Genomic DNA, 15,747 nt, shown 5'->3' with positions numbered 1-15,747 from the left:
AGGTCTATAACGGCTGGTTGCCAACTACTGGCATGCGCGAGGCAAGTCGGACGACGCGCCAGCGCATCGCGGACCGATTGCGCGAGGAACCGATGGCGGCCGGGACGATTGCACGGACGTTCGAGATACAGACCAGCGACGCGCTCACACACGTCGAACACATCGCCCGGTCGCTCGACTCGACCGACGAACAGCTGCTCGTGGCGCCCCCGGAGTGTGACGCCTGCGGGTTCGCCGACTTCGACGACCTGACGAACCGGCCCAGTCGGTGCCCGGAGTGCAAACACGAGAGCGTCTCGGAACCGGCCTACAGGATCCAGTAGCCGGTGTGGGTCGGCGGTCGCGTGGCCCGCCTACTGGCCGGAGAACCCGATCCGGCCCCGCGAGGACCGGTCGTGGTCGCCAGACGGCCCACGGTTCTCGAACTCGTAGCGGTCGTCGGTGAGGTACACCGCTCCGTCCTCGACGCGGACGGCGATCGCCTCGAGTACCGCCCCCTCACAGGGGCCGTAGTTGCAGTACCCGGAGTCGGATTCGAACGTCGCGCCGTGTTTCTCACACACCAGTTCGTCCCCGCGCATCGTCGCCCCGCTGCCCTTGTCGAGGCGGACGTCCCGCCAGTGGGGGCAGTAGTTCTCGAAGGCCACGACACCGTCAGACAGCGACACCAGGAGCGCCTCCTCGGTATCGAACCCGTCCCGGACCGTAAACAGGAGCGTCCCGTCGTCGGGCACCGCCTCGAGGGGGGCGATACGACTGTCCTCGTCCATCTCGTCTCCCCGTAGGACGGTCCCCGATTTCAACGTTCGGAAGCGTTGCCGGGCGCACGTAGCCTTATTGTCACACGAACAGTAGGAACAGATATGAGTCGAGTCGACATGGACGCCATCCAGATAGCGGAGTTCCTCGATAGCCAGCGGACCGGCGTTCTCTCGATGGGGCGCGAGAACGACGGCTACGGCGTGCCGCTGGCGTACTGGTTCGACGACGACGACACGAGCTTTTACTTCCGGCTGGGGTACGGACCGGGGAGTCAAAAGCGGAAGTTCATCGAGGCCGCGGAGTACGTGACCTTCGTCGTCTACGCCGACACCGACGAGGGGTGGAAGAGCGTGCTCGCGGAGGGCGAACTCGAGGTCCTCGCCGAGGAGAACGTCGACGCGTCCATCGAGGAGGTGACCAGACGCCTCGACATCCCGTACTTCGAGGTGCACGAACGCCCGGTCAGCGAGCTCGAGTTCGACATCTTGCGGATGCGCGTGACGAAGCTCAACGGCATCGTCGAGGGCCAGATGGCCGACTGACGGGGGTCAGTAGTACTGGGCCTCGACCCGCTCGTCGAACAGGCGCTGCAGCAGCGTCGTCATCGGGCCGGTACCGACCGCGATGCCGTCGACGCTCGCGACGGGGCGCAGTTCCCACGTCGAGTTGGTCAGAAACGCCTCGTCGGCGTCCCGGACGGCGTCCAGCGAGTAGTGGCCGGTCTCGACCGGGAACGACTCCTCGCGGGCCAGGTCGAGGACGACCGACCGGGTCACGCCCGGCAGCAGGTCCAGGTCGTCGCTGGGGGTGCGCAGACCGTTCTCCGTGACGAAAAAGAGGTTGCTCGTGGCCCCCTCGACGACGTTCCCGTCGAGGTCGCGCATGAGACACTCGTCGGCGGCGTCGCGGCCAGCGGCCGCCCGGCGGAGTTCGAGGCGGCCGAGGATGCCGTTGAGGTAGTTGTGGGTCTTCACGTCCGCGGGCACGGCCTCGCTCGGGACCCTGCGCGTCCGGACCGTCTGGACCTCGGCGGGGTCGTCCCACACCCGCTGGCCGTCGCGGCCGCCCCGCGGGAGCGACACACAGGTGACGACGACAGTCGGGTCCACGTCGGCCCCGGGCGTGAGCTTCCCGGGCTGGACGCCCCGGCTGACCGAGACCTTGACCGAGGCCTCCGAGAGGTCGTTCTCGGCGAGCGTTGCGTCGACGCGCTCGCGCAGGTCGTCGGGGACGGCGTCGGCAAAGCCCAGCGCCTCGGCGGTATGCTGGAGGCGCATACGGTGGGCGTCCCACTCGAAGGGCGTCCCGCCGTAGACGCGAAGCGTCTCGAAGGCCGCGTCGCCGTACATGAACCCGCGGTCGCGGACCGACACCGTCGCCTCGTCGGCCGGGACGAGGTCGCCGTCTACGTGGTAGTACATCGGAGACAGAAGTTCTCGACCATGGTCTTGCCGTGTTCGGTGAGGATGCTCTCGGGGTGGAACTGGACGCCGACGTGGGGCTTCTGGCGGTGGCGAACGCCCATCACGATAGCGGACTCGTCGTCGGTGGAGGCCGTCTCCTCGAGTTCGTCGGGGAGGTCGACTCGTTCGACCGCCAGCGAGTGGTACCGCCCGACCTCGACGGGGTCGGGGACGTCCTCGAAGACACCCTCGCCGTGGTGGGTCACCTGCGAGGACTTGCCGTGGACGACGGACTCCGCGTGGCCGACGGGGGCCCCCGCGGCCGCACAGAGCGCCTGGTGGCCCAGACAGACGCCGAGGGTCGGGTACGTGAGGTCGGCGAAGATGGGCATCGAGACGCCGGCGTCCGCCGGCGTGCCCGGGCCCGGCGAGACGACGATGCCGTCCGGGTCGAGCGCCCGGACGCCCGCGACGTCGATGGCGTCGTTGCGCCGGACGGCCACGTCGTCCTCGCACCCGCCCAGACGGAGGACCACCTCGCCGACGTACTGTACGAGGTTGTACGCGAAGGAGTCGTAGTTGTCGACGACCAGCACCGTCGGTGCGGTGCCACTACCGGAGGCGGTCACGGCGTCCCCTCCACGGAGAGGTCCGCTCGCTTGCCCAGGGCCTCGTCCATGGCGGTGACGAGCGCCCGACCCTTGTCCAGCGTCTCCTCGTACTCCCGGTCCGGGTCCGAGTCGTGGACGATGCCCGCGCCCACGCGGAGGTCGTAGTGGTCGGCGTACCGGACCAGCGTCCGGATGACGATGTTGAGCGTCGCGTCGCCGTCGAAGCCGAAGACGCCGATAGAGCCGGTGTAGGGGCCGCGGCGGGTCCCCTCCACCTCGTCGATTATCTCCATCGTCCGGGGCTTGGGCGCGCCGGTGATGGTCCCGCCGGGGAAGACGGCGGTGACGGCGTCCTGCAGGGTCGCCCGCTCGCGCAACCGGCCCTCGACGACCGAGACGAGGTGCATCACCTCGGAGTAACGGTCGACGCGCCGGTAGTCGGTCACCTCGACGGTGCCAAAGCGGCTCACCTTCCCCAGGTCGTTGCGCTCTAGGTCGACGAGCATCGCGTGCTCGGCGCGTTCCTTCTCGTCGCGCAGGAGGTCGGCCTCCAGGCGGTCGTCCGCGGCGGGCGTCTCGCCGCGGGGTCGCGTGCCGGCGATCGGTTCGGTGACCAGGCGGTCGCCCTCGCGGTGCAAGAGGAGTTCGGGGCTCGCGCTCACGAGGTCCACGCCCGGGAACTCCACGAGCGCGGAGTACGGCGCGGGGTTGACCTCGCGCAGGGCGTCGAAGGCCTCGACGGGGTGGACCGCCGCGGGTGCCCGCAACCGCTGGGAGACGTTGGCCTGGAACGTGTCGCCGTCCCTGATGTACGCCTTGACCGTCCGGACCCGCTCGGCGAACGAGTCGCGCGTGCAGTCGCTCTCGAAGCGGGCCGCGTCGGCCTCGACGGGAGGGGCGCCGACCGCCGGGTCGCCCTCGACGGCCCGCCGCGCCAGCGCCAGCGCGTGTTGCCTCCCGAACTCGTAGGCGGCCGTCGCGTCCTCGTGATCGCTCAGTCGCGGGCAGGCGGTGACCCGGAGCCTCACCGGGCCGTCGCCGCGTGGCTCCTCCCAGGCCGCCACGCGGTCGTAGGCGCCGACCTGTAGCCGCGGGAGCGCACGGTCCTCGACAGTGTGCTCGGGGAGCGTCTCGAGGTCCCGGACCACGTCGTAGGAGAGCCACCCGAACGCCCCGCAGGGGTAGGGGACCTCACAGTCGCCGCGCTCGAGGGCCGACCCGGCCAGCAGGTCCGAGAGCGCGTCCAGCGCCGGCCCGTCGTCGGGCGACACAGACAGGAACCCGGCCGGCGCCGTCGCGAAGTAGCCCCACCCGGACTGCCCGCCGGTGGTCGCCAGGTAGACGCCACCGACGTCCTCGCGGGCCCGCCGGTAGGCGGTAAACGGGTCCGCGACGGTGACGCGGACCTCGACGGGTATCCGTGTCCGTCCGTCAGCACCGGCCGCGAGGGCGGTGAACGTCTCGCGGTCGGTCTCGACCGATACCATTACCGGGAGAGAACAGCTGCGCGACTAATTCCCTTGCGGTTCGGTCAGTAGTCGTTCGCGCGCTCGATCCAGCCGGCGACGCGGGTCTCCGCGAGGTCCGTCTGGGCGGCGACGTCGGCCGCGTCGGCGACGGCGAGGTCGCCGACCGTCTCGATGTCCAGGCCAGCGAGCCGGTCGGCGTAGGCGGGGCCGATGCCCTTGATTTCGGTCACCGGGTCGTCGGCCCCCTCGAAGGCGAGCGCGGGTTCGTCGGCCGCGTCCGCTTCGGCGTCGGCGTCGGCGTCGGGTTCGTCTGCTGATTCTTGCGCGGCGTCGACCGCAGACGAAGCCGTCGAGACGGATTCGGTGTCGGCGTCCGACGCGGCGTCGGCCGCCTCGGCAGGTGCCGAGTCGGTGCCGTCGGCGGACGGAGCGCCGTGCTCGTCGTCACCTGCCCGTTCGTCGTCCGCTTCGAGCTCGTCGGTCTCGGGGGGCCTCGAGGCCGTCTCTGTCCCCTTGACCGCGTCCTCGGAGTCGGTAGATGGCTCGTGCTCGACGGTGACGTCCACGTCCTGCTCGCCGCTGGTTCCGCCGGAAGCAGCAGACCGGGTTCCGTCGAGCCCGAGAAGAGATTTGATGGTTTGGAGCAGACCCATAGGTCGGCGTAGACCCCCCCGACACTAATCTCTTGCTGGTACGGCCTACAGACGAGCGCGCAGCGCCCGGTTCATCGCCTCGACGGGCGCCGTCTCGCCAGTCCACAGTTCGAAGGCCTCGACGCCCTGGTAGAGGAGCATCCACGCTCCGTCGACGGTCGTCGCGCCAGCAGCCGCGGCGTCTCGCAAGAGGCGCGTCTCGATGGGCGAGTAGACGGCGTCCAGCACCGCCAGGTCGCCGTGCAGCGCCGACGCGGGGACCGGCGTCGCGGCTTCGTCCATCCCCACGCTGGTGCAGTTGACGAGCACGTCGGCGTCCGCGAGCAGGGCCTCGAGGCCGTCGAGTCCGTGCCCGGTGGCGCCCTCGACCTCCGCTGCGAGCGCCGTCGCCTTTTCCTCGGTCCGGTTGGCGACGCGGACCACAAGCCCCTCGTCTGCGAGGCCGAAGGCCACGGCGCGTCCGGCGCCACCGGCACCGACGACGACGGCCGTGCCCTCGAGGTCGACCCCGTGGTGGGTCAGGGCCCGGACGGCACCGACGGCGTCGGTGTTGTACCCGCGAGGCGTCTCTCCCGAGAAGTCGACGGTGTTGACCGCGCCGATGCGCTCGGCCAGCGGTGCCGGGTCGACGGCCTCGAAGACGGCCTGTTTGAACGGGATGGTGACGTTCAGCCCGTCGACGGCGAGCGTCTCGGCGGCCGAGATCGCCGCCCCGCCGGCGGCTTTCGCCGGTTCGAACGTGACGTAGCGCGCGTCCAGGTCGAGCGCCTCGTAGCCCGCCTCGTGCATCGGCGGCGACAGCGAGTGTTCGACCGGGTTCCCGATGAGACCGTAGACGTCCATACGTCCCCGGGCGCACGCCGGCGGCATGAACGCCACGCTCTCGCCCCGGGGGCCGGCCACCCCCCACCGCCTTTCGCAACCTTTTCACGCGGACCAGTGTACGACTCTCGTAGTGAGCTATCTGCGCCACCCCCTGGTCCAGGTTGCCGCGACAGTCGCCCTGACCGCTGGCTGGGTCGGCACCCTCCTCACCGGGACGTCGCTCGGGACGGTGGCGACGGTGACCGTCAGCGGTCTCGCCGTGCTGGGGGCGTCGTTCCTGCTGGCGTGGGGGGCCGAGACAGCCGAGAAGGACGTCCCGCGGGCCTTCGCTATCGCCGTGCTGGCGGTCCTGGCCGTCGCCCCGGAGTACGCCGTCGACGCGCTGTTCGCCTGGCAGGCCGGCGCGGGTGGGGCGACGACCGAGGCCTGTGCAGCGCTGACGGCCGCCGAGATCGAGGCGGGGGCGACACCGCTGGCCCGGGCCTGTCACGACGCGAACCTGGCCATCGCCAACATGACCGGCGCCAACCGCATCCTCATCGGCATCGGGTGGGCCGGCATCGCCGTCTTCACCGTCTGGCGGGCGGCACGGACGAGAGACCCCGCTGTCATCGACCGCGAGGGGACCCTCGCGGACGCCGTCCGCCTGGACCGTGACATCGCCACGGAGATCACGTTCCTCTTCCTGGCGACGCTGTGGGCCTTCTTCGTCCCGCTCGGCGGCGGCATCGGTGCCGCCGATACGATATTCCTGGTCGGCCTCTACGTCGCGTACATCGGCCTGGTGCTGAAATCGGACATCGAACACGAGGATGAACACGTCGGCGTCCCGAAGTACTTCCAGAACTGGTCGCTGCCCTGGCGGCCCATCGTCGTCTTGCTGCTCTTTGGGTACTCGGGCGCGATGATCTTTACCGCCGTCGAACCGTTCGCCCACGGCCTCGAGGAGATCGGCCTGAACCTGGGCATCCCCGGGTTCTTCATGATCCAGTGGATCGCGCCGCTGGCCAGCGAGTCACCGGAGCTGATCGTCGTGGCCGTGCTGGTCAACAAGGCCCGCTCGACGGCCGGGTTCAACGCCCTCATCTCCTCGAAGCTCAACCAGTGGACGCTGCTCATCGGGACGATCGCCGTCGTCTACTCGCTAGCGCTGGGCCGGTACGGCGTGCTCCCCTTCGACGCCCGACAGGCCGCCGAGATATGGATCACGGCCGCCCAGTCGTTCTTCGCGCTCTCGATCCTGGTCAACTTCGAGATATCCGTCCGTGAGTCGATCGTGCTGTTCGCCCTGTTCATCTCGCAGGTGCTGGTGGAGTTTGCCCTCATCCGCGAACTGCTTGTGCTGCCGATAACGAGCCACGAGTTGCTGCTCGGATACACCGCGGTGTACATGCTCGTCGGGACGGCACTGTTCGTCATTCGCCGCCGGTCGCTGTTCCTCCTGCTGGGACTGGCCGGCGACGCCGTGCGAACCGCCCTGGGCCGTGAGCCCGTCCACCCGGAGTACGCCGACTGATGCTCGCTATCGTCGTCTCCCGGGCAGACGAGGCGTCCGTCCACATCGGCGAGTGCCTGCTCGACGTCGAGGGCTGGACGACCCACACAGACGAGGGACGGCCGGACGGCGAGGGCGGCGGGACCGTCTACCGCCGCGAGGGCGTCGAGCTGCGAGTGTTCGACGACTCACACGTCGACATCGCGGCCCCGGCCGACGCGTTCGACGACCCCGACCTGCTGGTGTTCGCCTCGAAACACGCCGGCAAGACGGGACCGTTGCTGACGGCCCACCACACCGGGAACTTCGGGGCCGCCGAGTACGGCGGCGCCGCCGGCCGCTTCGCGCGGGCCTGCCCGAACGCGCTCCGTGCCGTCGTCGACGCCATGGACGAGCACGCGCCGGCGGAATACGACGTCGGCATCGAGTGCACCCACCACGGTCCGACGGACGTCGGCGTCCCGTCGATGTTCGTCGAGGTCGGGAGCGCCGAACCGCAGTGGGAGGACCCCGAGGCGGCCGCCGCCGTCGCGCGGGCGATACTCGACCTTGCGGACATCGCCGCCGACGCACCACCCGAGAACGGGACCCGGCGCCACCTGCTCGGCGTCGGCGGGGGCCACTACGCCCCGCGGTTCGAGCGGGTGATACGCGAGACGGACTGGGCCGTCGGGCACGTCGCGGCCGACTGGGGGCTCGAGGCACTCTCGGAGTGGGCCGACGACGAGACGGCGTACGAGGGGGTGCTCCGGCGGGCGTTCGCGGCCAGCGCCGCCGACGTCGCCCTGCTCGAAGACGACCGGCCGGACCTCGTGGCCACCGTCGAGTCGCTGGGGTACCGCGTCGTCGACGAGACGTTCGTGCGGGCGACGACCGGCGTCCCACTCGACCTGGTCGAGACGCTCGAGCGCGAGATAGCGTCGGTCGACGCCGGCCTCCGATTTGGCGACCCGGCGAATGGGTTCGAGGGGGACTGGACCGTCGTCGACCTCCCGGCGGCCCTGCTCGCCGAAGCCCGCGGTATCGACGACGCGGCCGTCCGCGAGCTGGTCGAGGCCGAAGCGGTCGCCTTCGCCACCGAACAGAGCGGCACCGTCGTGACCACGCCGGTGGTCTGTCCCGCCGACGTCCCCCGCGACCGACTCCTCGGAGGACTGGCCGACGTCCTGCGGGACCAGTACGACAGCGTCGAGCGCGAGGGGGGGACGCTCGTCGCCCGCGAGACGACCTTCGACCCCGAGCTCGCACGGACCGCCGGCGTCCCCGAAGGCCCGAAGTTCGGCCAGCTCGCGGCGGGCCAGTCGGTGGAGGTCGACGGGGAGGAAATCGGGCCGGAGCGGTTCCAGCGCGAGCGTATACGTCGATTTACGCTGTAGGAAACGGCCGCGAGAGGCGGCGAGACGGCGGTCGAACGCGTCAGCCGAGCGTCAGACACAGGGGGAACGTTAATAACAGCTCGTACGCAAAGGGGATTTAAATATGGACTCGATCATCGACGACGCCATCGACGAGGCCGAGCAGGAACGGGAGGAATCGTCGTCGGAGACGGCAGCGGAGACAGCACCACCACGGGACGAGGTTTCGACGTCCGGGCAGATGACCGACGACGAGCTGGCCAGCGTCGTCAAGGACCTGGAGACGAAGATCACCGTCGTCGGCTGTGGCGGTGCCGGGGGGAACACCGTCACGCGGATGATGGACGAGGGCATCCACGGGGCGAAGCTCGTGGCAGCCAACACCGACGCTCAGCACCTCGCCGACGAGGTGGAGGCCGACACGAAGATTCTCATCGGCCGCAAGCGAACCGGCGGTCGCGGCGCGGGGTCGGTCCCGAAAATCGGTGAGGAAGCCGCCCAGGAGAACATCGAGGACATCCAGCAGTCCATCGACGGCTCGGACATGGTGTTCGTCACCGCCGGCCTCGGCGGGGGGACCGGGACCGGGTCGGCACCCGTCGTCGCCCAGGCCGCACAGGAGGCCGGCGCGCTGACCATCTCTATCGTCACGATTCCGTTCACCGCCGAGGGAGAGCGCCGCCGGGCCAACGCCGACGCCGGCCTCGAGCGCCTCCGTGCGGTCTCCGATACCGTCATCGTCGTCCCGAACGACCGCCTGCTCGACTACGCCCCGTCGATGCCCCTGCAGGACGCCTTCAAGATCTGTGACCGCGTCCTGATGCGCTCGGTGAAGGGGATGACCGAACTCATCACCAAGCCCGGCCTCGTCAACGTGGACTTCGCCGACGTCCGCACCATCATGGAGAACGGCGGCGTCGCGATGATCGGCCTCGGCGAGTCCGACTCCGAGAACAAGGCCCAGGACTCCATCCGCTCGGCGCTGCGCTCGCCGCTGCTGGACGTGGAGTTCGACGGCGCGAACTCCGCACTCGTGAACGTCGTCGGCGGCCCGGACATGAGCATCGAGGAGGCCGAGGGCGTCGTCGAGGAGATCTACGACCGCATCGACCCCGACGCCCGCATCATCTGGGGCGCGTCGGTCAACAGCGACTTCGACGGCAAGATGGAGACGATGATCGTCGTCACCGGCGTCGAGAGCCCACAGATCTACGGGCAGAGCGAGGCCGAACGGGAGCGAGAGGCCCAGCAGATCGGCGACGACATCGACTACGTCGACTGACCGGCGACCGCTCGCGACGTCCGGACCCGGCCGAGACCACCCCGATTCCGGCGCGGACACTTACCACAATATAGAAAAGCCATCAGTGGATACCACCCGGTATGGACGTTCCGTTCGACCTCAACTCCTACATACGCGTGCTCAAACTTGCGAGTACGCCGTCCTGGAACGAGTTCTCATCGATCGCGAAGATCGCCGGTGCGGGTATCGTACTCGTCGGACTGCTCGGGTTCATCATTTTCGCCGTGATGAGCTTCGTCCCTGGCGCAAAGCCGGTGTAAACAGATGGGTATCTACGCTGTCAAGACCACCGCGAGCCAGGAACGCACCGTCGCCGACATGATAATCAACCGCGAGGAGCCGGACATCCACGCCGCACTGGCGCCGGACTCGCTGACCAGCTACGTGATGGTCGAGGCCGGCGACATCGCCGTCTTCGACCGCATCTTGGACGAGATTCCCCACGCCAACGGCGTGGTCCAGGGCGAGTCCTCCATCGCGGAAGTCGAGCACTTCCTCTCGCCGAAACCGGACGTCGAGGGCATCGCCGAGGGGGACATCGTCGAGCTCATCGCCGGCCCGTTCAAGGGCGAGAAGGCGCAGGTCCAGCGCATCGACGAGGGCAAAGACCAGGTCACCGTCGAGCTGTACGAGGCGACGGTCCCGATCCCCGTGACGGTCCGCGGGGACCAGATTCGGGTGCTGGATAGTGAAGAGCGCTGACAGCGCTCTTCATGCAGTTCGAGCGGCGGAGCCGCGAGAATCGCGAGGAACGCTGAACGGAGCGAAGCGTTCCTCGAGAATAGTGAACGGGCGCAGAGCGCCCGTGAACGCATAGCGAAGAGCGCTGACGCGAGCGGGACGCTTTCGGCGGCGTCGTACACTCCGCAGCGTCGGACTGATACCCAGAACGGGGAAACCCGCCACGCGAGACCGCCGTCTCATACTTCCGGCTGTACGTTCGTCACAATTCTCGGCACCCCGGGGTGCCGAGTATTTGCTACATGGTACAGCCGACAGTATCAGGTCCCGCCCTCGAGTCGCTCGATGACTTCGCTCATATCGGCCGTCTCCTCGATGGTCTCCTTGACGTTCTCGCGGGCACGGACCTCCGTGGCCGACGCGTCGTAGGCGCGGACGTACTCGGCACGCGAGTGCTCGTCGAAGGTGTGCTTGATGGCGAAGTAGCCGTCGGGGACGACGGTGCCACAGACTTTGCACTTGATGCGTTCGTGTTCGGTCGACTGGTGGATGATGAGCTCCTCGACCCGGTCGAACTGGTGGTCGTCCCCCTCGATAGCGCACTCCCAGCGTGGCATACGAGCGGAGACAGGCCACGGGGCGATAAAAACGTTCGCCCCCAGGCATCCCGGTTCGTGCGCCGGGCGTGTCGAGATCCCCGGAGAGCGGGATGCAGCGGCCCGAGCCCACAGTATTCTGGGAATCGTATTCTCAGATTCGTGGAACGCGATACGAATTAATTGTACCCCGAACACGTACGGCGGAGACATGACAGGGAGCGGGGCAGTCGTCGAACACGTTCCCGAGGGGGCGGCGGTACTCGACACCGAGACCGGCGACGTCGTCGCGGCGAACGACCGCTGTGCGCGACTCTGTGGGCACACGCCTTCGTCCCTCGAAGGCGAGTCGTTCCGATCGCTCGCCCCCGACGACTGGGTGCCCGAGGCGGACCTGAAGACGCTCGTCGAGCGGGCGCACGACGGCCGGGCCACGTTCGAGTGGCGGATCGCCCGGCCCGACGCGTCGACGGTCACGCTCGCGTGTGCGATGAAGGTCGACGAGGCGGACGGTCACGCTGTCGTCACGGCCCGCGAGCGGACCGGGAGACAGGGCAGGGGTCGCGAACCGGCCGCCACCCCCCTCGATGGGCGCGAACTGCTGGAAGAGCTGGACGCGGCGGCGTTCGTCGTCGGCGCGGACGGGACCTTCCGCGAGGTCAACGGCGCCGCCGTCGACCGACTGGGGTACTCGCGGTCGGAGCTGCTCTCGATGGGGCCGGCGGACATCCGGCCGTCCGAGGACGCCGACTACCGGGCGGAGCGGCCCGACGCCCCGGAGGCCGACGCCGGCGTCGTCGAGACGACCTACGTCACCGAGTCGGGCGAGACGGTCCCCGTCGAGGTGTCCGTTGGCGCGGTGACTTACCGCGGCGAGCGAGCGTCCCTGCGGGTCGCCCGAGACGTCAGCGAGCGGGAGGCGCGAACCCGTCGACTCCGGATCTTCGAGCAGGCGGTCGAACAGGCGGGCCACGCGGTCTACATCACCGACGTCGACGGGACCATCGAGTACGTCAACCCCGAGTTCGAGCGTCTGACCGGCTACGAGGCGGCCGACGTGCTCGGCGAGACGCCCGCCGTCCTCAGCAGCGGCATCGAGGACGAGACCTACTACGAGGCGCTCTGGGAGACCATCCTGGACGGCGACGTCTGGGAAGAAGAGATCGAGAACGAACGGGCCGACGGCGGGAGATACTACGCCGACCAGACCATCGCACCGATCGTCCGCGACGGTGACGTCGAGAAGTTCGTCGCCATCCAGCAGGACGTCACCGGCCGCAAGGAACGCGAGGCCGAACTGGAGCGGTGTCACGGGCTCATCGAGAACGTTCCGGTCGGCGTCTACCGGAGTACCGCGGGGCTCGCCGGGACGTTCGTCGACGTCAACCCCGCGCTCGTCGAGATGTTCGACGCCGAGTCGGCCGACGACCTGCTCGGTACCCACGTGGCCGAACGCTACCGGACGCCCGGCCAGCGCGAGCTCTTCGGCCGGAAACTCGAACGCACCGGTCAGGTCGTCGAGGAAGAGCTCAGGCTGGAGACGATGGACGGCGAGCCCTTCTGGGGCTCCGTGACCGCGATTCGTCGCGAGGTCGAGGGCACCGTCTACTACGACGGCATCGTGCAGGACATCACCGATCGCAGGGAGAAAGAGCGCGAGCTCAAGTTCCGCGAACGGCGGTTCCGCCGCCTGTTCGAGGACCACAACGCGCCGATGTTGCTCATCGACCCGGAGACCGGCCGCATCGACCGGGCCAACGGCGCCGCCGCGTCGTTGTACGGCTACGACACCGGGACGCTGGAGTCGATGACCATCCAAGACATCAACCAGCTCGACGACGAGGCGGTGGCACAACGTCGCCGGGCGGCCAGCGAAGGCGAGACCAACCGGTTCATCTTCCCCCACGAGCTGGCCGACGGGTCGGTCCGGCAGGTCGAAGTCGACTCCTCGCCCATCCAGACCGGCGACGGGACGCTGCTGTTCTCGATTCTCCACGACGTCACCGAGCGCGAGCGAACCAGAGAGCGCCTCGAACGGCAAAACGAGCAGCTCGAGCTGCTCAACCGGGTCGTCCGGCACGACATCCGCAACGACATGTCCGTGGTCACCGGCCACGCGGAACTGCTCTCCGACCACGTCGACGACGCGGGCCGCGAGCACCTCGAGACGCTGATCGAACACGGCGACCACGTCGTCGAGCTGACGAAGACGGTCCGCACGCTGATGGAGCGGATGCTCGAGGGGGGGCCCGAACACGGCGCCGTCGAACTGGCCGAGATCCTCGAACGAGAGGTCTCAGAGGTCCGCTCCGGACACGAGGAAGCGACGGTCCACGTCGACCACCCCCTGCCGGACGTGACGGTCCAGGGAAACGAGATGCTCGCCTCTGTGTTCCGGAACCTGCTCCGGAACGCCGTCCAGCACAACGACGGGTCGGAGCCGACGGTTCGCGTCGCGGTCGAGGCACGGGACGGGTCGGTCCGGGTGGACGTCGCCGACGACGGCCCGGGCGTCCCCGACGACCAGAAGGACGCGATATTCGGGAAGGGCGAGCGGGGGCTGGACAGTACGGGCACCGGTCTGGGTCTCTACCTGGTCCGCACCTTCGTCGAGGAGTTCGGCGGCGACGTGTGGGTGTCCGACAACGACCCGGAGGGTGCCGTCTTCACCGTCGAGCTCCCGACGGCCGAGTAACGGGTCGGTGTCGCCGGCGCCACGAATGGAAATTACTAATGTACCGACCCGGGTACCGAATGGCGTGACGAGTGAGGGGTACGCCGTCGACCTGCACGTGAAGGTACTCGACGAGCAGGTCGTCAAACGGGCGAAAGACCGTGGACTGGACGCCATCGCGTACGCGCCACACTTCACGCGGTTGCCCCAGATCCGAAAGCGCGCCCGGCAGTTCTCGGACGACCAGCTGACCGTCGTCCCCGCCCGCGAGCTGTTCGCGAACTCCTGGCAGAAGCGGCGCCACGTCCTGGCCGTCGGCCTCGAGGAACCGGTCCCGGACTTCCTGACGCTGTCGGCGACGATGGCCGAACTGCGACGGCAGGAGGCCGCCGTGCTGGTCCCCCATCCGGGCTTCCTGAGCGTGAGCCTCGGCCTGGAGGAGCTACGCCACTGCCGGGACGTCATCGACGCCGTCGAGGTGTACAACCCAAAGCACCTCCCGCACCACAACCGGCGGGCCCGGAAGTTCGCCAGCGAGATGGGGCTGCCGACGTTCACGTCGTCGTACGCCCACCTGCGAGGGACCGTCGGCGAGGCGTGGGTCGAGTTCGAGCGCCCCCTCGAGGGCGAGCAGGCAGTCACCGAGGCGCTCCGGAACGGCGACCCGCGACGCGTCCTCCATCGCCACGGTGTCGGCCACCAGATGCGCTGTGCGATGGAGTTCGCCCACCTCGGCTACGAGAACACCTGGGAGAAGTTCGACCGGGTGATGCTCCAGGGGACGGCCCCGACGCATCCGGACCACGTCGCCTACGGTGGCGAGTTCGACGACGTGAAGGTGTATTAGGCGACCAGGGCGGTGTTCTCGGCGAGCAGCTGGGTCACGTCCGGCGGCAGGTACGTCGGGAGGACGTGGACCAGGACCGCGATGGCGGCCAGTTCGAGGGCCGTGATGGCGACGGTCACCAGCTCGGCGTGTTCACTGGAGGTAGTGACGCCCGAGGGGAAGCCGTACTCGCGGTCCGAGAGCGGGTAAAACAACGCGATGCCGCGCCGCGACCCCAGGTAATCGAGGACGTAGTGGGAGAGGACGCCGAGCCAGACCCACTGGAGGTTGCCGGCGTGGTAGATGGGGTGTGCCAGGAAGACGACGAGGACCGGCAGGTTGTGGAGGGTCTTGCGGTGCTTCCCGAAGGCCGTGTCCACGTCGGGAAAGAGCGCCCCCAGCACCACCGGGAGGAACACCTCGGCGATGGTCGCGAACGTCGTGACGTCGCCGGAGGGGTCGAGGACGTACCCGAGGCCGATACTCAACAGAATCGCGTTCAGCACGTGCCCGCGTTTGTTCATCCAGCGGGGGGACGGACTCGGCGCCGAAAGGTGTTTTCACTCCTCGTCCGCGGCCGCGAGGAGGTCCGCGAGCGCCTGCCGGGCGATCCGATCTTTCACCTCGGTGCGGGACCCGTCGAACTCGTGGCGCGTGACCTCGACCCACGAGTCGCCGGTCGTCCAGGGCGCGGCGAAGGCGAGGCCGACGTAGACCGTGCCCACGGGCGTCGCCTCGGTGCCGCCGTCGGGACCCGCGACGCCCGTGGTCGCGACGCCCCAGTCGGTCCCGGCGGTGTCTCTGACCGCGCGCGCCATCTCGCCGGCGACGGGTTCGGAGACGGCGCCGTGGGCGTCCAGCGACTCGCGCGAGACGGCCAGCAGGTCCTGTTTCGCGTCGTTGGAGTAGGTGACAAGCGAGCGGTCGAAGTAGTCGCTGGACCCGGGGACGTCGGTGAGCAGCGACCCGACCAGGCCACCGGTGCAGGACTCGGCGACGGCGACGGTCTCGCCCCGACCACGGAGCACGTCGCCGACGCGTTCCTCGACTGGACTGTCTCGTTCGTCGGGCATACCTGCCGTTGGTCGGTCGCG

General features: G+C 68.9%; 18 protein-coding genes. 9 read left to right on the top strand and 9 right to left on the bottom strand.

Annotated features, from left to right (window positions below):
* Positions 1-32: 32 nt before the first annotated feature.
* Positions 33-323, top strand: a complete 291-nt coding sequence (locus P1K88_RS07875; protein WP_276413914.1) for a transcriptional regulator — start codon at positions 33-35, stop codon at positions 321-323.
* A gap of 30 nt (positions 324-353) precedes the next feature.
* Here the strand turns inward: P1K88_RS07875 and P1K88_RS07870 are convergent, their stop codons facing one another.
* Entirely contained in the window at positions 354-770 is a 417-nt protein-coding gene (locus P1K88_RS07870; protein ID WP_276413913.1) for a Rieske (2Fe-2S) protein, read from the bottom strand.
* Positions 771-863: 93 nt separating this feature from the next.
* Here P1K88_RS07870 and P1K88_RS07865 point away from each other — a divergent pair, with 93 nt between their 5' ends.
* Positions 864-1,304, top strand: a complete 441-nt coding sequence (locus P1K88_RS07865; protein ID WP_276413912.1) for a pyridoxamine 5'-phosphate oxidase family protein — start codon at positions 864-866, stop codon at positions 1,302-1,304.
* A gap of 6 nt (positions 1,305-1,310) precedes the next feature.
* Here P1K88_RS07865 and P1K88_RS07860 read toward each other — a convergent pair whose 3' ends face one another.
* Genes P1K88_RS07860 through P1K88_RS07840 form a run of 5 tightly spaced genes read right to left on the bottom strand, consistent with a single transcriptional unit; the run spans position 1,311 to position 5,741 of the window.
* On the bottom strand, positions 1,311-2,183 hold the full coding sequence (locus P1K88_RS07860) for an aminotransferase class IV (RefSeq protein WP_276413911.1): 873 nt from the start codon (positions 2,181-2,183) through the stop codon (positions 1,311-1,313).
* Entirely contained in the window at positions 2,168-2,794 is a 627-nt protein-coding gene (locus tag P1K88_RS07855) for an anthranilate synthase component II (protein ID WP_276413910.1), read from the bottom strand. Before P1K88_RS07855 ends, P1K88_RS07860 begins: the two co-directional genes overlap by 16 nt.
* Positions 2,791-4,263, bottom strand: a complete 1,473-nt coding sequence (gene pabB / locus P1K88_RS07850) for an aminodeoxychorismate synthase, component I (protein WP_276413909.1) — start codon at positions 4,261-4,263, stop codon at positions 2,791-2,793. Before pabB ends, P1K88_RS07855 begins: the two co-directional genes overlap by 4 nt.
* 44 nt (positions 4,264-4,307) lie before the next feature.
* Positions 4,308-4,898: a helix-hairpin-helix domain-containing protein gene (locus P1K88_RS07845; protein WP_276413908.1), complete on the bottom strand. Its 591-nt coding sequence runs from the start codon at positions 4,896-4,898 to the stop codon at positions 4,308-4,310.
* 45 nt (positions 4,899-4,943) lie between these two features.
* A complete protein-coding gene (locus P1K88_RS07840; protein WP_276413907.1) occupies positions 4,944-5,741 on the bottom strand; it encodes a shikimate dehydrogenase in 798 nt (265 codons plus the stop codon).
* A gap of 112 nt (positions 5,742-5,853) precedes the next feature.
* Here P1K88_RS07840 and P1K88_RS07835 point away from each other — a divergent pair, with 112 nt between their 5' ends.
* From P1K88_RS07835 to P1K88_RS07815, 5 genes are all read left to right on the top strand, one after another.
* On the top strand, positions 5,854-7,239 hold the full coding sequence (locus P1K88_RS07835; RefSeq protein WP_276413906.1) for a sodium:calcium antiporter: 1,386 nt from the start codon (positions 5,854-5,856) through the stop codon (positions 7,237-7,239).
* Positions 7,239-8,594: a D-aminoacyl-tRNA deacylase gene (locus tag P1K88_RS07830; RefSeq protein ID WP_276413905.1), complete on the top strand. Its 1,356-nt coding sequence runs from the start codon at positions 7,239-7,241 to the stop codon at positions 8,592-8,594. Before P1K88_RS07835 ends, P1K88_RS07830 begins: the two co-directional genes overlap by 1 nt.
* 103 nt (positions 8,595-8,697) lie before the next feature.
* Entirely contained in the window at positions 8,698-9,855 is a 1,158-nt protein-coding gene (gene ftsZ, locus P1K88_RS07825; RefSeq protein ID WP_276413904.1) for a cell division protein FtsZ, read from the top strand.
* Positions 9,856-9,956: 101 nt separating this feature from the next.
* On the top strand, positions 9,957-10,136 hold the full coding sequence (locus P1K88_RS07820; RefSeq protein ID WP_276276844.1) for a protein translocase SEC61 complex subunit gamma: 180 nt from the start codon (positions 9,957-9,959) through the stop codon (positions 10,134-10,136).
* A 4-nt stretch (positions 10,137-10,140) separates the two neighbouring features.
* Positions 10,141-10,578 carry a transcription elongation factor Spt5 gene (locus P1K88_RS07815; protein WP_276413903.1) on the top strand — a complete coding sequence of 146 codons (438 nt, stop codon included), beginning with the start codon at positions 10,141-10,143 and terminating at the stop codon, positions 10,576-10,578.
* Between the two features lie 299 nt (positions 10,579-10,877).
* Here P1K88_RS07815 and P1K88_RS07810 read toward each other — a convergent pair whose 3' ends face one another.
* Positions 10,878-11,174 (bottom strand): DUF7565 family protein, encoded by a 297-nt coding sequence (locus tag P1K88_RS07810; RefSeq protein ID WP_276413902.1) that lies wholly within the window; start codon positions 11,172-11,174, stop codon positions 10,878-10,880.
* Positions 11,175-11,364: 190 nt separating this feature from the next.
* Here P1K88_RS07810 and P1K88_RS07805 point away from each other — a divergent pair, with 190 nt between their 5' ends.
* Together P1K88_RS07805 and P1K88_RS07800 are read left to right on the top strand one after the other, a co-directional pair.
* Positions 11,365-13,848: a PAS domain S-box protein gene (locus P1K88_RS07805; RefSeq protein WP_276413901.1), complete on the top strand. Its 2,484-nt coding sequence runs from the start codon at positions 11,365-11,367 to the stop codon at positions 13,846-13,848.
* A 25-nt stretch (positions 13,849-13,873) separates the two neighbouring features.
* Positions 13,874-14,674: a PHP-associated domain-containing protein gene (locus tag P1K88_RS07800; RefSeq protein WP_379786846.1), complete on the top strand. Its 801-nt coding sequence runs from the start codon at positions 13,874-13,876 to the stop codon at positions 14,672-14,674.
* Here the strand turns inward: P1K88_RS07800 and P1K88_RS07795 are convergent.
* Both P1K88_RS07795 and P1K88_RS07790 read right to left on the bottom strand, forming a co-directional pair.
* Entirely contained in the window at positions 14,671-15,177 is a 507-nt protein-coding gene (locus P1K88_RS07795) for a metal-dependent hydrolase (RefSeq protein WP_276413899.1), read from the bottom strand. The genes P1K88_RS07800 and P1K88_RS07795 overlap by 4 nt on opposite strands.
* Before the next feature lie 36 nt (positions 15,178-15,213).
* Positions 15,214-15,726, bottom strand: a complete 513-nt coding sequence (locus P1K88_RS07790; protein ID WP_276413898.1) for a CinA family protein — start codon at positions 15,724-15,726, stop codon at positions 15,214-15,216.
* Positions 15,727-15,747: the final 21 nt, after the last annotated feature.

It is taken from the genome of Haloarcula halobia (assembly GCF_029338255.1).
GTDB lineage: Archaea > Halobacteriota > Halobacteria > Halobacteriales > Haloarculaceae > Haloarcula > Haloarcula halobia.
The sequence above is the reverse complement of the archived record's forward strand: the minus strand, read 5'-3'. Positions and strand labels throughout refer to the sequence as shown.

Excerpts from the sequence above, each read along its gene's own strand:
- P1K88_RS07860 (WP_276413911.1), bottom strand. The coding sequence starts at position 2,183 with ATGTACTACCACGTAGACGGCGACCTCGTCCCGGCCGACGAGGCGACG.
- P1K88_RS07815 (WP_276413903.1), top strand. The coding sequence starts at position 10,141 with ATGGGTATCTACGCTGTCAAGACCACCGCGAGCCAGGAACGCACCGTC.
- P1K88_RS07830 (WP_276413905.1), top strand. The coding sequence starts at position 7,239 with ATGCTCGCTATCGTCGTCTCCCGGGCAGACGAGGCGTCCGTCCACATC.
- P1K88_RS07865 (WP_276413912.1), top strand. The coding sequence starts at position 864 with ATGAGTCGAGTCGACATGGACGCCATCCAGATAGCGGAGTTCCTCGAT.
- P1K88_RS07840 (WP_276413907.1), bottom strand. The coding sequence starts at position 5,741 with ATGGACGTCTACGGTCTCATCGGGAACCCGGTCGAACACTCGCTGTCG.
- pabB (WP_276413909.1), bottom strand. The coding sequence starts at position 4,263 with ATGGTATCGGTCGAGACCGACCGCGAGACGTTCACCGCCCTCGCGGCC.
- P1K88_RS07820 (WP_276276844.1), top strand. The coding sequence starts at position 9,957 with ATGGACGTTCCGTTCGACCTCAACTCCTACATACGCGTGCTCAAACTT.
- P1K88_RS07795 (WP_276413899.1), bottom strand. The coding sequence starts at position 15,177 with ATGAACAAACGCGGGCACGTGCTGAACGCGATTCTGTTGAGTATCGGC.
- P1K88_RS07790 (WP_276413898.1), bottom strand. The coding sequence starts at position 15,726 with ATGCCCGACGAACGAGACAGTCCAGTCGAGGAACGCGTCGGCGACGTG.
- P1K88_RS07875 (WP_276413914.1), top strand. The coding sequence starts at position 33 with ATGCGCGAGGCAAGTCGGACGACGCGCCAGCGCATCGCGGACCGATTG.
- P1K88_RS07870 (WP_276413913.1), bottom strand. The coding sequence starts at position 770 with ATGGACGAGGACAGTCGTATCGCCCCCCTCGAGGCGGTGCCCGACGAC.
- ftsZ (WP_276413904.1), top strand. The coding sequence starts at position 8,698 with ATGGACTCGATCATCGACGACGCCATCGACGAGGCCGAGCAGGAACGG.
- P1K88_RS07845 (WP_276413908.1), bottom strand. The coding sequence starts at position 4,898 with ATGGGTCTGCTCCAAACCATCAAATCTCTTCTCGGGCTCGACGGAACC.
- P1K88_RS07805 (WP_276413901.1), top strand. The coding sequence starts at position 11,365 with ATGACAGGGAGCGGGGCAGTCGTCGAACACGTTCCCGAGGGGGCGGCG.
- P1K88_RS07800 (WP_379786846.1), top strand. The coding sequence starts at position 13,874 with ATGGAAATTACTAATGTACCGACCCGGGTACCGAATGGCGTGACGAGT.
- P1K88_RS07810 (WP_276413902.1), bottom strand. The coding sequence starts at position 11,174 with ATGCCACGCTGGGAGTGCGCTATCGAGGGGGACGACCACCAGTTCGAC.